Annotated in this window: 15 protein-coding genes, 1 tRNA gene and 2 pseudogenes; 4 read left to right on the top strand and 14 right to left on the bottom strand. The window is 72.8% G+C overall.

Going from position 1 to position 14,327, the window contains the following annotated elements:
• Window positions 1-107: 107 nt before the first annotated feature.
• Window positions 108-2,084 carry a non-ribosomal peptide synthetase gene (locus tag ACZ63H_RS28160; RefSeq protein WP_469869711.1) on the bottom strand — a complete coding sequence of 659 codons (1,977 nt, stop codon included), beginning with the start codon at window positions 2,082-2,084 and terminating at the stop codon, window positions 108-110.
• Between the two features lie 752 nt (window positions 2,085-2,836).
• Between ACZ63H_RS28160 and ACZ63H_RS28155 the strand changes: the two are divergent.
• Window positions 2,837-2,983: pseudogene (locus ACZ63H_RS28155) on the top strand (IS630 family transposase); the annotation flags it as partial.
• 28 nt (window positions 2,984-3,011) lie between these two features.
• On the opposite strand, the pseudogene ACZ63H_RS28150 reads toward ACZ63H_RS28155, so the two are convergent.
• Both ACZ63H_RS28150 and ACZ63H_RS28145 read right to left on the bottom strand, forming a co-directional pair.
• Window positions 3,012-3,167 (bottom strand): annotated as a pseudogene (locus ACZ63H_RS28150) (dihydrofolate reductase family protein); the annotation flags it as partial.
• A 274-nt stretch (window positions 3,168-3,441) separates the two neighbouring features.
• Window positions 3,442-3,795 (bottom strand): DUF4333 domain-containing protein, encoded by a 354-nt coding sequence (locus ACZ63H_RS28145; RefSeq protein ID WP_469869709.1) that lies wholly within the window; start codon window positions 3,793-3,795, stop codon window positions 3,442-3,444.
• 153 nt (window positions 3,796-3,948) lie between these two features.
• On the opposite strand from ACZ63H_RS28145, the gene ACZ63H_RS28140 reads away from it, so the two are divergent.
• Window positions 3,949-4,098, top strand: a complete 150-nt coding sequence (locus ACZ63H_RS28140) for a hypothetical protein (protein ID WP_469869707.1) — start codon at window positions 3,949-3,951, stop codon at window positions 4,096-4,098.
• A gap of 207 nt (window positions 4,099-4,305) precedes the next feature.
• Here the strand turns inward: ACZ63H_RS28140 and ACZ63H_RS28135 are convergent.
• A tRNA-Pro gene (locus ACZ63H_RS28135) sits at window positions 4,306-4,379 on the bottom strand.
• 124 nt (window positions 4,380-4,503) lie between these two features.
• On the opposite strand from ACZ63H_RS28135, the gene ACZ63H_RS28130 reads away from it, so the two are divergent.
• The gene (locus ACZ63H_RS28130; RefSeq protein WP_469869705.1) at window positions 4,504-5,211 is read left to right on the top strand and encodes a transketolase; all 708 of its coding nucleotides are present in this window, start codon (window positions 4,504-4,506) and stop codon (window positions 5,209-5,211) included.
• Between the two features lie 38 nt (window positions 5,212-5,249).
• On the top strand, window positions 5,250-6,170 hold the full coding sequence (locus ACZ63H_RS28125; protein ID WP_469869703.1) for a transketolase family protein: 921 nt from the start codon (window positions 5,250-5,252) through the stop codon (window positions 6,168-6,170).
• 59 nt (window positions 6,171-6,229) lie between these two features.
• Here ACZ63H_RS28125 and ACZ63H_RS28120 read toward each other — a convergent pair whose 3' ends face one another.
• From ACZ63H_RS28120 to ACZ63H_RS28075, 10 genes are all read right to left on the bottom strand, one after another.
• The gene (locus tag ACZ63H_RS28120) at window positions 6,230-7,543 is read right to left on the bottom strand and encodes an MFS transporter (RefSeq protein ID WP_469869701.1); all 1,314 of its coding nucleotides are present in this window, start codon (window positions 7,541-7,543) and stop codon (window positions 6,230-6,232) included.
• A gap of 226 nt (window positions 7,544-7,769) precedes the next feature.
• Complete coding sequence (locus tag ACZ63H_RS28115) at window positions 7,770-8,129, bottom strand: MmcQ/YjbR family DNA-binding protein (RefSeq protein WP_469869699.1); 360 nt, start codon at window positions 8,127-8,129, stop codon at window positions 7,770-7,772.
• Window positions 8,130-8,172: 43 nt separating this feature from the next.
• Window positions 8,173-8,694 (bottom strand): GNAT family N-acetyltransferase, encoded by a 522-nt coding sequence (locus tag ACZ63H_RS28110; protein WP_469869697.1) that lies wholly within the window; start codon window positions 8,692-8,694, stop codon window positions 8,173-8,175.
• Complete coding sequence (locus ACZ63H_RS28105; protein WP_469869695.1) at window positions 8,691-9,257, bottom strand: helix-turn-helix domain-containing protein; 567 nt, start codon at window positions 9,255-9,257, stop codon at window positions 8,691-8,693. Before ACZ63H_RS28105 ends, ACZ63H_RS28110 begins: the two co-directional genes overlap by 4 nt.
• Window positions 9,258-9,292: 35 nt before the next feature.
• Window positions 9,293-10,207: a LysR family transcriptional regulator gene (locus ACZ63H_RS28100; protein ID WP_469869693.1), complete on the bottom strand. Its 915-nt coding sequence runs from the start codon at window positions 10,205-10,207 to the stop codon at window positions 9,293-9,295.
• 31 nt (window positions 10,208-10,238) lie between these two features.
• A complete protein-coding gene (locus tag ACZ63H_RS28095) occupies window positions 10,239-11,432 on the bottom strand; it encodes a glycine C-acetyltransferase (RefSeq protein ID WP_469869691.1) in 1,194 nt (397 codons plus the stop codon).
• Between the two features lie 35 nt (window positions 11,433-11,467).
• Window positions 11,468-12,496 (bottom strand): L-threonine 3-dehydrogenase, encoded by a 1,029-nt coding sequence (tdh, locus tag ACZ63H_RS28090; RefSeq protein ID WP_469869689.1) that lies wholly within the window; start codon window positions 12,494-12,496, stop codon window positions 11,468-11,470.
• Window positions 12,497-12,712: 216 nt separating this feature from the next.
• Window positions 12,713-13,285, bottom strand: coding sequence for a GAF domain-containing protein (locus ACZ63H_RS28085; RefSeq protein WP_469869687.1), 573 nt, complete (start codon window positions 13,283-13,285; stop codon window positions 12,713-12,715).
• Window positions 13,286-13,346: 61 nt separating this feature from the next.
• Window positions 13,347-13,946, bottom strand: coding sequence for a GTP-binding protein (locus ACZ63H_RS28080; RefSeq protein WP_469869685.1), 600 nt, complete (start codon window positions 13,944-13,946; stop codon window positions 13,347-13,349).
• Complete coding sequence (locus ACZ63H_RS28075; protein ID WP_469869803.1) at window positions 13,924-14,292, bottom strand: DUF742 domain-containing protein; 369 nt, start codon at window positions 14,290-14,292, stop codon at window positions 13,924-13,926. Before ACZ63H_RS28075 ends, ACZ63H_RS28080 begins: the two co-directional genes overlap by 23 nt.
• Window positions 14,293-14,327: the final 35 nt, after the last annotated feature.

Below are 14,327 nucleotides of genomic sequence, written 5' to 3'. Positions count from 1 at the left end.
AACGTACTCGTCGGACGGGTCCCGCGTTATGTCTTCCAGCCGACCGCTTTCACTCACGTCGTGCTGACTCACGTCGCGAATCCTTACCTTCTGTGACGTTGCCCCGGCTATTTCGTTCGGCGGGCCAGCCGCCTGCGCTCCGCCGCGCCGAGCCGGGTGCGCCGGCTCTCGTCCGTCCGGAGGGAGCCGCCGGCCGGCGGCTGGGGCGGAGCGGGCGCCGCGTGCCCCGCGCGCGCTGCGGGCGACCCCGTTCTGAGCCGTGCCGCCATCGCCGGAACCGTGGGATACCGGTACATCTCGACCAATTGCAGGTTCGCTTCGGGGAATTGCTCACGAAGACGGGTGAGGACCTGGCCCAGCAGGGCGCTGTTGCCTCCGATGTCGAAGAAGTTCCTGTCGGTGTCGGCCGCCACGTCCTCGCCGAGGACCGAACTCCATGCCTCGGCCACGATCCGCTCGTGACTCGCGCCAGGGGAGTGGTCCGGTTCCCCGTTCACCGCTCGCGGGGGCACGAGGGGGGTGGCCGGCGCGCGGTCGGCGAGCCGGCGTTCCAGCGCCTTCCGGTCCAGCTTCCCGGTGACGCCGATCGGCAGTTCCGGCAGGATGGTGACCGTGTGCGGGATCGCGTACGACGGCAGGGCCCGGGCGATCTCGTCGATGACGACCGCCTCGCGGATCCCGGCGGCCGTGGACTTCACGGCCGCGGTCAGTCCGGTCACCCGGGCGCTCGGGTCGCGGACCGGGAACACGGCCGCTTCGTCGACGCCGGGGACCGCGCGGATGGCCGCTTCGACCTCGCCCAGCTCGACGCGGAAGCCGCGCACCTTGACCTGGCCGTCGATGCGCCCCCGGTACCGCACGGTGGAGTCCGCGTCGATGGTGACCAGGTCACCGGTCCGGTACCAGCGCCGACGGTCCGCCCCCTCCCCCAGCACCGGGAACTTCCGGGCCGTGAGCCGCTCGTCGTTGAGGTACCCCCGGGCCAGCCCGGGGCCGCCGATCAGCAGTTCGCCGGGGGTGCCGGGCGGGCAGTCGTGCCCGGCCTCGTCGACGACCCGCAGCCGCACACCGTCCAGGGGCCGCCCGATGGGCACCTGTTCGGTGTCCTCGTCGGAGCACTCGTGCAGTGTCGTGTAGACGGTGGTCTCGGTGGGCCCGTACCCGTTGTAGACGTGCGGCACCGGTCTGAGCCGGGCGACCAGTTCGGGATGCACGATCTCGCCGCCCATGACCAGTACGTGCAGTCCGCGGATCGCGGCGGCGAGCACGGGATCGCGCAGCATCAGCTGGATCAGGGAGGGGGTCGACTGGAAGTGGGTGACCCGGCCACCGGCCAGGACACCGGTCAGGAACTCGGCGCCTTCCGGGGACCTCCCGGCCAGGGAGTCGATGTCGGCGATCACGACGGGGATTCCCCGGGTCAGCGGCCAGAACAGGTCGACGATCGACATGTCGAAGCAGAAGTTGGCCGCGGCCAGCCAGCAGGGGGCCGACCGCTCCGGTAAGCGCGGCAGCACGCGGTCGAGAGCACGGAAGAGATGGCTCACGCTGCCGTGTTCCACGGCGACTCCCTTGGGGTCGCCCGTCGATCCCGAGGTGTAAAGGATGTAGGCGAGATCGGAGTCGCTCAATTCGGTCAGCGCCGGGCCTGCCGGATCCGCCGGCCCGGCCGGCGGACGCGCGGACGCGTCCACGGTCTCGTACGGCATCGAGGAGAACCTGCGCGCGGTGACTTCGTCGACGATCACACGGTCCGCCCCGGCTCCCTCGATGATCGAGCGGATGCGGCTGTCCGGGAAGTTGGGGTCGATCGGCACATACGGCGAGCCGATACCCATGGTGCCCAGCATGGCCGCCAGCCTGGAAACCGTCGGTGACATACACAGACCGATCGGGCGACCGGGCCGGCATCCCGCGGCGCGCAGCATCCGGGCCATCGCCTCGGTGCGGTCCCACAGTTCCGCGTACGACAGGGACTCCGTGGCGTCCGACACCGCCTGGGATTTCGGTGATCTCGTCGCAAGGCTGAGAAGCTGGTCGAGAATGGGCTTTTTCTTGACTTCCTCATGGTCTGCCGATTGCACGGTACATTCTCCGGCGACTTGGGAGTTCAACGTGTCATCAGGGCTGTCTTGCCGACATGATGTGGCTCTTTTTCGCGCCTTGACGAGCGCCGTTCACGCCTTGACGATCGCCGATCGTACCCACTCCCCAGCGTCGTCGGCCATAACGGTTGTTACGGCCGATGCAAAATCGCCAGCACCACAGGGGTGTGCGGCCGCCGGACGGCGCGCCGGTCCGGGTGTCCGCACGGCGGGCCGGCCGCCTCGGCGCGTACGGCGCGCGCCGCCCGGCGTCCGCGGGCATCGGGCCTGGTCGGCGGGCGAGTCGCCCGGTGCGCGGGACACTCGCGGATCCGGCCCGTGGCAGCCGTCCCGGCACGGCAGGACATGGACGGCCGGCGAACGGCGGGGGCACCGCCGGGGCACATATGGATGGCCAAATCCATGAGCGTTACACGTAGTGGTCTCCGCGCCCGCGGGGCTGGTTCCCCGGGGTCACCGGGTGCTCCCCTCGGCCGCCGCGGCCTGCGCACGGGGCGGCCCCGCCACGGTCCGAGCGCCTGCGCCGACACGCCCCCGCCCGCTCCCGAGCGCCGACGGCATCGCCGAGGATCGCAACATCATGACCACGCGTATTGACGCGCTGGGACGGCTGAAGAACGCAACACCGACGTGTACGGCTTCCAGCCCAGTACCTCGACGGCAAGGTGGCGGTCGCCCTACGGGATGGCTGAGGAGCGCAGGCCAACTCCCGCCACCGCACCCATCCCGCGCAGGCCGAGGCCCTGCACCGCTCCCTGCGGCGCAGCATCAACGCCCGTCACCCCAACGTACTCGCCGCCCAGCGCAAGGAACGCGGCCGCATCCGCAGTCAGAAGGGCGTCCGATGGGGCGCACGCCCCCTCGCCACCGCGGCCTGAACCGGAGTGGACGCTCTCGTCACCTTCCTCAGAGGTGGTGCGTCACGCCACTCTGGCTGGGCACGACGTTCAGATGGAACCGGTCGCGCAGCGCATCGGGAGATTCCCGGAATCGTAGTCCGGACCCGAGCTATGCCGACGAGACCACGACATGCATGGTATCGACGAGGTCGGCATCGAGGAACGACTCACGACGCGGCCGGGACGCGGCTGGCGATGACTCGTCAGGTACGGGGCGGCCGGCCTCGGCGATGAGTGCGGCGGACCGTCGCGTTCAGGGCTGCGGCCGACCGGCGCACGGCCGAAGAAGGAGAGGAGCCGTGGCGGAGACGTGCAGCCGCGCACGGGCCGACGAGCCGAACCGGGCCATCAGGTGCGCGCCGCGGTGGTCACCGGCGGACGGCTCCGGACCGACCGACTGCGAGCGGCACGTCCTGTCCGCCCTGTAGCACACCGCGTCAGGACGCCGGAGACGCCTTGTCATCGGCCTTGTAGTCGTAGTGGATCCGGTCTCCGCTGACAGAGGTGACCTTGACCGTCACGCCCAGGGTGCTGCCGTCGTCCGCCGTGAGCGTGCATCGCGAGGTGGTACCCACCTTGCCGACGAGGTCCTCGGGGCAAGAGACATGTGGTTTGGGCTGCCCCGTGGCGTCGGCGAGCTTCTGGGACAGGGTGCTGGAGAGCTTCTCCGCAGACAGCTTCGGCGGCGTGGACTTCTTGACCTCGACGGAAGTCGAGCAGCCCAGGAGCAGCGTGCCGGCCGCAACGACCGTGAGAATCGAAATGCCTGTGGGCTTCCGGGCTGTGGACATCGTGCACTCCGGTCGGCTGGTCAAGGCATGAAGACCCGGAGAGCATATACGGCTGCGACGATCACGTTGCCAAAGCTCGGCACGGGCACCTACGACAACAGCCGGCCTCCGGCCACACCGTCGCCCTGCCAGGAAGCGGGGTGCTCACCACCGGTGACACCATCCGCACCGGGCGCCGCCACTCCCACCAAGAGCGGCGGGGTGGTCTACCGCTTCTACGCCCCGGTTCGGCTGGCGCGTTCGCTGATCACCGCCGGCGGCCGCGGGCCGTGGCTGCTGCACGTCTCCTGCCTGCAGGAATGACTCGCCTCGCCTGACGCCGACAACTGGCGGGTGGATGCCTCCCGGGGCGGCGGAAGCCCGATCCGCGCCCCCGCCCGCTCCCGAGCCCGATCGTCATGACCCGCTGACACCGGTCAAGCAAGGGGTGGTCCCCGACTGGCCCCGGAAATGACCTAGGGCCGGGTTCGGAAGCCTCCGAACCCGGCCCTGAACTGCGACTCTCACGAGTCGGGACGACAGGATTTGAACCTGCGACCCCTTGACCCCCAGTCAAGTGCGCTACCAAGCTGCGCCACGTCCCGGTGCGGTCTGACCTGGGGTTTCCCCGGCCGAACGCGCAGGGAAACAATACCGCACTCGGCTCGGTGATCGCGCGCCCCTTTCGGCGTTGACCTCAAGTTTGGTTGAGGTTGCACGATCAACCGTATGACGATCGCAGCGGAACAGCACCGCACCTACGGCTACGACGACCTGCCCCGGTTGATGGGACTGATGACGGGCGACGAGAAACACGGGCCGGCGGCCACCTCCACGCTCGACGTGCTGTGGGTGCTCTACGACCGTGTGCTCCGCGTCACTCCCGAGCGGCGCGCCGACCCCGGCCGGGACCGCTTCCTGCTCAGCAAGGGGCACGGCCCCATGGCCTACTACGCCGTGCTGGCCGCGAAGGGCTTCGTGCCCGTGGAGTGGCTGCCGGGATTCGGGGCGTACGACTCCCCGCTCGGGCACCATCCGGACCGGGTGCTGGTGCCGGGCGCCGAGATCGGCAGCGGTTCGCTCGGGCACGGGCTGCCGATCGGCGTGGGCAGCGCGCTGGGTCTGCGCGCCCAGGGCCGGACCGATCCAGCGGTCTGGGTGCTGATCGGGGACGCCGAACTGGACGAGGGCAGCAACCACGAGGCGATCGCCTTCGCCGGACCCGCCGGGCTGGACCGGCTGCACACCGTCGTGATCGACAACTCCTCCGCCAGCCACGCGCTGCCCGGGGGCATCGCCGCCCGGTTCGAGGCCGCCGGCTGGTCCGCGGTGACCGTGGACGGCCGCGACCACGACGCCCTGTACGCGGCGTTCACCGCGCCGCATCCGGGCCGGCCGCACGTCGTCGTGGCCCGCGTCGAGCCGAAGCACGTCTGACCCTCCCCCGCTCCGCTTCTCGAAAGGGCACATCCGTCATGGACACCATGCGTGACCGCTTCGCACCCGTCGTCTCCCGGCTGCTGGACGAGGACCCGCGGGTCGCCGTCGTCCTCGCCGAGATCGGCCTCGACGGCTTCCGGGACGCCGCGCGGCGCCATCCCGACCGGGTGATCAACGTCGGCATCCGCGAACAGTTGCTGGTCGGGGCGGCGGCGGGGCTGGCCCTCACCGGCCTCAGGCCCGTCGTGCACACCTTCGCCAGCTTTCTCGTGGAGCGGCCGTTCGAGCAGGTCAAGCTGGACCTGGGACACCAGAACACGGGCGCGGTGCTGGTGAGCGCCGCCGCCTCCTACGACTGGCCGGCCGGCGGCCTCACCCACATGGCGCCGGGTGACGTGGCCCTCCTGGACACGCTGGACGGCTGGACCGTGCACGTGCCCGGGCATCCGGACGAGGCCGGGACGCTGCTGCGGCACGCGGTCGCCGCGGGCGACGACAAGGTGTACGTACGGCTGTCCGTGCAGTCCAACCGGCACGGGCGGCTGGTCGACGGGCAGCGCTTCGGCACGGTCCGCGAGGGCCGCTCGGGCGTCGTGGTCGCCGTCGGCCCGCTGCTGGACACCGTCCTCGCCGCCACGGAGGGGCTGGACGTGACCGTGCTGTACGCCACGACGGTACGGCCCTTCGACGCGGCCGCGCTGCGCCGGGCCACCGAGTCCGCCGGTACGGACGTCGTGCTGGTGGAGCCGTGTCTGGCGGGGACCTCCACGGCCGCGGTCGCCGAGGCGCTGGCCGACGTGCCGCACCGGGTGCTCGGCCTCGGCGTCGGCCGGCGCGAGCTGCGCCGCTACGGCACGATCGAGGAGCACGTGGCCGCGCACGGCCTGGACGCGGCGAGCCTGCGGGAGCGGATCGGCGGGTTCGTGGGGGCCGGGCGGGTGCCGGCGGGCCGGTGAGACCCGGTGCGCCGAGGGGAGGCCCAGGCGCCGAGGGGAGGCCCGGTGCGCCGAGGGTGTCAGGGGGCCGGTGCCCTCGGGCCTTGGCGGGTGGGGGCGGGCGGTTCGGCTCGGGGCAGGTCGCGTACCGCCGGTATGGCCAGCAGGAGCGCCGCCACGGCCAGGCTCACCGCGGCGGCGGTCAGCAGGACGTGTCCGGCGCCGAGCGCTCCGGCCGCCGGACCGGCCAGGGCCTGGCCGACGGGCATCATGGCGAGTGAGCCGGCCACGTCGTAGGCGTGGAGGCGGTTGAGGACGTCGGCTGGGACCTGCGTCTGCACGGTGGTCGCCCACATCACGCCCCAGAACGACATGCCGGCGCCGGCGAGCGCGGCTCCCGCCGCCATGGCCGGCACCCCGAGACCCGCCCCGGCCGTCGCCGGGAAACCGAAGAAGGCGAAGAGGGACAGCGCCCCGGCGCGGAGCATGCGGCGCGGACGCAGCCGCAGGGCGAGCAGGCCGCCCACCACCGTGCCCGCGCCGAGGGCCGAGTTCACCAGGCCGTAGGCGCCGGGGCCGTGGTGCCGGACGACCTCCGTCGCGACCAGGGGGACGGTCGGGCCCCATACCGCGATCATGTACAGGCACCAGACGGCGATCACACCCCACAGCCAGGTGCGGGAGCGGAACTCCCGCCAGCCGTCGACGAGATCGGCGCGGAAGCGGTGCGGGGCGGAGCCGGTGGCGGCGCGGGCGCCCACGGCCGGCGGGGGCAGCCGGAGCAGCAGCAGGCACAGGGCGCTGAGCGCGTAGGTGGCGGCGTGCGCGGCGAAGACACCGCCGGCCGAGGCGAGGCCGACCAGGACGCCGGCGACGGCGGGGCCCGCGAGCTGGGCGGCGGACTCGGCGATCCGTATCGCGCCGTTCGCGCCCTGCACGTCCGTGGCGAGGCGGGGCACGGTGCTGGCCACGCCCGGCTGGAAGACCGCGCCGGCCACGCCGTTGACGACGCCGACGGCACAGATCTGCCACAGCACCACGTGCCCGGCGAAGAACAGGCCGGCGGCGAGGGACTGGGTGCCGAGGCGGACGAGGTCGGCGCCGATCATCAGCCTGCGGGTGCTGAACCGGTCGGCGACGACCCCGCCGAAGACGACCAGGCCGGCGAACGCGGCGGCGGTGGCGGCCATGGCGAGGCCGACGGCGCCCGCGCCGTACCCGTGCTCCAGCAGGCCCGCGGCGAGGGCGACGGGCAGCATGGTGTCGCCGAGCCGGGCGACGGCCCGGGCCGTGAAGAACAGCGCGAAGTCCCGCGACCACACGGCCGGGACGCCGGCCCCCGTTCCCCGCGACCGCCGCGGGGCGAGAACGCGCCGCGCATCCGCTCCGGTCATCCCGACCGCTCCCCTCCCTGTCGCCCTGTCACCCTGTCACCGGCGCCGGCGCCTCCGGCGGCCCCGGCGTCTCCGGCTTCCGCGGCGGCCCCTCACCGCCCCCGTCCGCGGGGTTCCGCCGGGTCGTCACGTCACCGCGCCACCGGCCTGGCCGGCCGGGCGTGTTCCCCGCCGTGCCCCCCGACGCGGGATCATGCCACCCTCCCGCCCCCGCCCACCGGGATTTTCAGTCCCCGGGCGGAAGCCCCAACTCGGGGTGGGCGTCGAGGAGTCGGGTCGGGGCGGCCTGGCGCCAGGAGTCGGCCAGGATGTCCCGCAGCTCGTCCTCGTCCTCCAGGGCGGCGAGTCTCGCTCTCACCCAAGCGAACTGGGCCTCGTGGCCGGCGATCCAGAACTTCTCCGGTTCGGCCAGCACCAGTTCGTCGCGCTCCACCTTGGGACAGCGCACGGCGAGGGACGTCTCGTTCTCGGGCAGGGTCGCGAACATCTTCCCGGCCACCCGGAACGTGGGCATGCTCCAGGCGACCTTCTCCGTGGTGTCCGGCAGGGACAGGGCGATTCGGCGTACGTCTTCTGCGTCGGGCATGCCACGCAAGGTAGCTCCCGCCACTGACAATCGGCCCGCGGGCTCAGTCGCCGAGCCGCTTGTAGTACAGCGTCGTCGGCCGCGGTTCGCCCGCCGGGTTCGCCGCGTAGCCGGGGATGGTGCCGGCCGTGGTCCAGCCGGCCGCACGGTACAGCCGCTCGGCGGGGCTGCCGGTCTCGGTGTCGAGGTGGAGCAGGGTGCGGCCGTCGGCCGCGGCGGCCCGTTCGGCGGTGGCCAGGAGCCGGCGGCCGAGCCCTTGCCCGCGCGCGCTCCGGTGCACCATCAGCTTCACCAGCTCGGCCCGGTGCCGGCTGTTCGGCTTGCCCGGGAAGTCCAGGCCGACGGTGCCGGTGATCCGGTCCCGGGCGTCCAGGGCCGCCCAGACGGCGAGCCGGCCCGCGGCCACGGCGTCCGCCCGCTCCCGCCACCAGGCGACCGCCTCGGCGTGCCCGAGCGGTGCGAGGAAACCGACGGAGGCGCCCGAGGCCACGGTGTCGGCCAGCAGCTCCGCCAGGCCGTCGGCCCGTCCGCGCACCCGGTCGCCGCTCCAGCGCTCCACCCTCATGGCCGTACCACCGCCAGGACGTAGCGCGCCGTGTCCGGACCGGGGCAGCGGAACCGGGTCTCGCCGGTCACCCGCATCCGCAGGCAGTCCCCCGCGTCGAGCCGGTGGGCCCGCTCGCCGACGGTGACCTCCAGGGCCCCCGCCAGCAGCCACAGGTGCTGTTCCAGTCCGGGGACGGGCGGACGATCGTAGGAGAGGTCCGCGCCCGCGGCGAGCCGGCCCTCGACCAGTTCGCCGCGCAGCCCGGCGTGCGGCGGGGACACGGAGCGCCGGACGAAGCCGGCCCGGCGGTCCTCCCAGACCTGCTGGTCGGCGGCCCGGACCAGGGGCGCCGGGGCCGCCTCGACCTCGCTGAGCAACTGGGACATGGTGCGGCCGTAGACGTGGCAGAGCCGATTCAGGACGGCGGCGGTGGGGCTGGTCTCCGCGCGCTCGGCACGGGACAGGGTGGACCGGCTGACTCCGCTGCGCTCCGCCAGCTCGCCCAGGGACCAGCCGTGCCGGGCGCGCAGTTCGGCGAGCCGGGCACCGATCAGGAGGTCGACGGGATCCTCGCTTCTCATATCCGGGACGCTATCCCCGATGTGAGACGGCGGTGTTACGGGCGCCTCACACCCGTGCCCGCCTCGCCGAGCGCGTCCAGTACCGGGCGGATCAGGGGGTGGTCCTCGGCTCCCCGGCGGACGGCGGCGAAGACGCGGCGGGTCGGGGCGACGCCGTCGACGGGGCGTACGACCACGCCGGCGAGGTCCATGCCGCACAGCGCGGAGCGCGGTACGAGGGCCACGCCCGCGTCGGCCGCGGCGAGCGCGACGACGGCCCGGAAGTCGTCGGAGGAGTGCTCCAGGCGCGGCTGGAAGCCCGCGCTCTCGCAGGCGAGGACGACCACGTCGTGGCAGGGATTGCCGGGGTACGGGCCGATCCAGGTGTCCTTCGCCAGGTCGGCGAGGGGCACCTCGGGCGCGTCCGCGAGCCGGTGTCCGAGGGGGACGACCGCGTCGAACGGCTCGGCGTAGAGCGGGACGTGGGTCAGGCGGGGGTCGTCGGCGGACGGGGCGCCCCGGTACTCGACGGCGACCGCCACGTCCACCTGCCGGTCCAGGACCATGGGCAGGCTGGCGTCCCCCTCCGCGTCCTGCACCCTGATCCGTATGCCGGGCGCGCCGTGGGCGAGGCGGGCCACCGCCGGGGCCACGACCTGGGCGATGCCGGTCGCGAAGGCCGCCACGGTGACGGTGCCCGCCTCACCGGAGCCGTAGGCGGCCAGCTCGGCCTCGGCCCGCTCCAGCTGGGCGAGGACCACGTGGGTGTGGCCGAGCAGGATCTCGCCGGCCGGGGTGAGCCGTACGCCCTTGGCGCCGCGCTCCACGAGGCGGTGGCCGGTCTCCTGCTCCAGGGCCGTCAGCTGCTGGGAGACGGCGGAGGGGGTGAGGTAGAGCGCGGCGGCCGCCGCGGTCACCGTGCGGTGGTCGGCCACCGCGCGGAGGATGTGGAGCCGCCGTGCCTCGATCATGTCCCCGATTATCCCAGCTCGTACGGCCTGGTCAGGCCGCCAGCTCGGCGCGTGCCGCGACGAACGCGTCCACCGCCCGGTCGACGTCGTCCGTGGTGTGGGCGGCGGACAGCTGGACCCGGATGCGGGCCTGGCCCTGCGGGACGACGGGGTAGGAGAAGCCGATCACGTACACCCCGCGCTCCAGCAGCAGTTCGGCCATGCGGGCCGCCTTCGCCGCGTCGCCGATCATGACGGGGGCGATGGCGTGGTCGCCGGGGAGGACGTCGAAGCCCTCCTCGGTCATCCGGCGGCGGAACAGCGCGGTGTTCTCGCCCAGCCGCACCCGCAGGTCGTCGGCGGACTCCAGCAGGTCGAGGACCTTCAGGGAGGCGGCGGCGATCACCGGGGCGAGGGTGTTGGAGAACAGGTACGGGCGCGAGCGCTGGCGCAGCAGGGCGACGATCTCGGCGCGGGCGGCGACGTAGCCGCCGGAGGCGCCGCCGAGGGCCTTGCCGAGGGTGCCGGTGACGATGTCGACGCGGTCCATGACGCCGTGCAGTTCGGGGGTGCCCCGGCCGGTCGGGCCGACGAAGCCGACGGCGTGCGAGTCGTCGACCATGACCATCGCGTCGTAGCGGTCGGCGAGGTCGCAGATCTCGCGCAGGGGGGCCACGTAGCCGTCCATGGAGAAGACGCCGTCGGTGACGATCAGCCGGCGGCGGGCGTCGGACGCCTCCTTCAGCCTGGTCTCCAGGTCCGCGAGGTCGCGGTTGGCGTAGCGGTACCGGCGGGCCTTGGACAGGCGGATGCCGTCGATGATGGAGGCGTGGTTGAGGGCGTCGGAGATCACCGCGTCCTGCTCGCCGAGCAGGGTCTCGAAGACACCGCCGTTGGCGTCGAAGCAGGAGGAGTACAGGATGGTGTCCTCCTGGCCGAGGAACGCCGACAGCCTGGCTTCCAGCTCCTTGTGCACCTCCTGGGTGCCGCAGATGAAGCGGACGGAGGCCATGCCGTAGCCCCAGCGGTCCAGGGCCTGGTGGGCGGCGGCGATCACCTCGGGGTGGTCGGCGAGACCGAGGTAGTTGTTGGCGCAGAAGTTGAGGACCTCGCCGGGACGGCCGCCGGCGGTGACGTTCACGGTCGCGGACTGCGGGGTGCCGATGACCCGCTCGGGCTTGTGCAGGCCGGCGGCGCGGATCTCGTCGAGGGTGGCGCGCAGGTCGTCGCGCACGGTGTCGAACATGGGGGGCTCCTGAAGGTGCTCGCGGGTGAAGGGGGTCAGACGGTCCAGTCGAGGATGACCTTGCCGCCCTTGCCGCTCGCCGCGTCGGCGAAGGCGGCCTCGTAGTCGCGGTAGTCGTACCGGCCGGTGATCACGGGGGCGAGGTCGAGGCCGCCCTCCAGCAGCACCGACATCGCGTACCAGGTCTCGAACATCTCGCGGCCGTAGATGCCCTTGAGGGTGATCATCGAGGTGACGATCCGGGCCCAGTCGACGGGGAACTCCTCGGCGGGCAGGCCGAGCATGGCGATCCGGCCGCCGTGGGTCATGTTGGCGATCATGTCGCGCAGAGCCTCGGGGCGGCCCGACATCTCCAGGCCGATGTCGAATCCCTCGCGCAGGCCCAGTTCGCGCTGGCCGTCGGCGATGGTGGACCCGGAGACGTTCAGGGCGAGGCTCACGCCGATCTTGCGGGCCAGGTCCAGGCGCTCCTCGCTGACGTCGGTGACGACGACGTGGCGGGCGCCCGCGTGCCGGGCCACGGCGGCGGCCATCAGGCCGATCGGTCCGGCGCCGGTGATCAGGACGTCCTCGCCGACCAGCGGGAAGGACAGCGCGGTGTGCACGGCGTTGCCGAACGGGTCGAAGATCGCCGCGACGTCGAGGTCGACGGGGACGCGGTGCACCCAGACGTTGGACGCGGGCAGGGCCACGTACTCGGCGAACGCGCCGTCGCGGCCGACGCCGAGGCCGACGGTGGCCCGGCACAGGTGGCGGCGGCCGGCCAGGCAGTTGCGGCACTTGCCGCACACCAGGTGCCCCTCGCCGCTGACCCGGTCGCCGACGCGGACGTCGGTCACGTCCCGGCCGGTCTCCACGACCTGGCCGACGAACTCGTGGCCGACCACGAGCGGTGTGCGGATCGTCTGCCGGGCCCAGCCGTCCCAGGCCCGGATGTGCAGGTCGGTGCCGCAGATACCGGTCCGCATGACCTTGATGAGGACGTCACCGGGGCCGATGACGGGCTCCGGGACGTCCGTCAGCCGGAGCCCCGGCTCCGCCTTCTCCTTGACCAGCGCCTTCAACGCTACGGCTCCTGTGGGTGAGGCCCGGCCCGCGGGCACGCCGAAGGAGCCCGCACCGGGTCAGAGGGGTGGAATCACCCTGCAATCTGCCGTATGCGCGCGCCGGGGTCCATCGAGCTTTTCTTAACCGGCGCCACAGCTTTCCTTCAGGCCTCGCGGAGCTTCCCATGTCCCTTGAGCGGCGCCTTCCTTGGGCCCGGCCCCGGCGGCGGACCCTCACCGGGGCGGCCCGTCGGGCGTGCTCCGTTCGAGTCGTACGACGAGGTCGGCGGCGAGCGCCTTGATGGTCTCCAGACCGGGCCTGCCCCAGGCACGCGGGGAGGTGTCGGCGGCGCACACCGTGCCGAGCGCCATGCCGGAGCTGTCGATGAGCGGGGCCCCGAGGTAGGAGCGGATGCCGAACCCGTCGACGACCGGGTTGCCCGCGAACCGCGGATAGTCGCGGACGTCGTCCAGGACCAGTGCCCTGTGCCGTACCACCACATGGGGGCAGAACCCGTGGTCGCGCGGCAGCACCCGGCCCATCTCGGCCCTGCTGCCGTCCTCGCGGACGACCGGGGTGAGGGGGGCGCTCAGACCCGCGAAGAACTGGCGGTCCTCGCCGACGAAGTTGACCATGGCGTAGCACGCGCCGGTGAGCCGGGCGAGGTGGCCGGCGAAGGCGTCGAGCGCCGGGTCGGGCCGGTCCGCCAGGCCGAGCCGGCGCAGCCGGTGGACACGGGCGGGAGCCTCCTTGTCCTCGGGGGTGAGCAGCAGGCCCCGGACCGGCCGGGGCGGCTCGTAGCTCATCGCCGGGCTCCGGTGCTGTGGGCGTACCTCATACAGGGACTCCGTGGACGGTGGGTCGGGATCACATGTGGGCGCCCTGGCTGGGCGCGGTCGCCGGGGCGAGGGCCAGCAGATGGCGGACGAGGGTGAGCAGGGTCTGGACTCCGGAGCTGGAGATCCGGGCGTCGCAGCGCACGATCGGGATCCCGGGGTCGAGGTCGATGGCGGCCCGTACCTCCTCGGGGTCGTAGCGGTGGGCACCGTCGAACTCGTTGACGGCGAGGACGAAGGCGAGGCCGCGCTCCTCGAAGAAGTCGACGGCGGCGAAGCAGTCCTGAAGGCGCCGGGTGTCGGCGAGGATCACCGCGCCGAGCGCGCCCTCGGACAGCTCGTCCCACATGAACCAGAACCGCTCCTGTCCCGGTGTGCCGAACAGGTACAGGACATGGTCCGGATCGAGGCTGATCCGGCCGAAGTCCATGGCGACGGTGGTCTCCGTCTTGTTCTCGATGCCGTCGAGACTGTCCGTGCCGACGCCGACCGTGGTGAGCAGCTCCTCCGTGCTGAGCGGAGCGATCTCGCTGACCGCGCCCACGAAGGTCGTCTTGCCGACCCCGAACCCGCCCGCGACGAGGATCTTCAGCGCGGTCGGGAACGGGTCAGAGCTGTCGTCGTAGTCCATCGAGCACTGCCTCCAGCAGAGACCGGTCAGTGGGGGTGTGGTGGTAGGCGGGCGGCTTGGTGGTGAGCGCGCCGCAGTCGACCAGGTCGGACAGCAGCACCTTGGTGACCACCGCCGGCAGCCTGAGCTGGGCGGCCACCTCGGCGACCGGGACGGGTGCCCCGCACAGGTCGAGGGCCTGCGCGTGCTCGGGGCCGAGGTAGCCGAGCGGGGTGACTCCGGTGGCCATCACCTGCGACATCAGGTCGAGGGGGATGCTGGGCGCGGGGGGGGGGGGGGGGGGGCGGCGAAAAAAACACCCAAACCCAACAGGACTGACCGGCAAACCCCTCCCCGCCGAGAACAGGTCCCCCCCCCCCGCCTCGCCCCCCCCCCTGCCCG

This window comes from Streptomyces sp. NPDC104831 (assembly GCF_055583025.1).
Note: the sequence above shows the minus strand (reverse complement) of the source record. Positions and strands in the feature narration are given on the sequence as shown.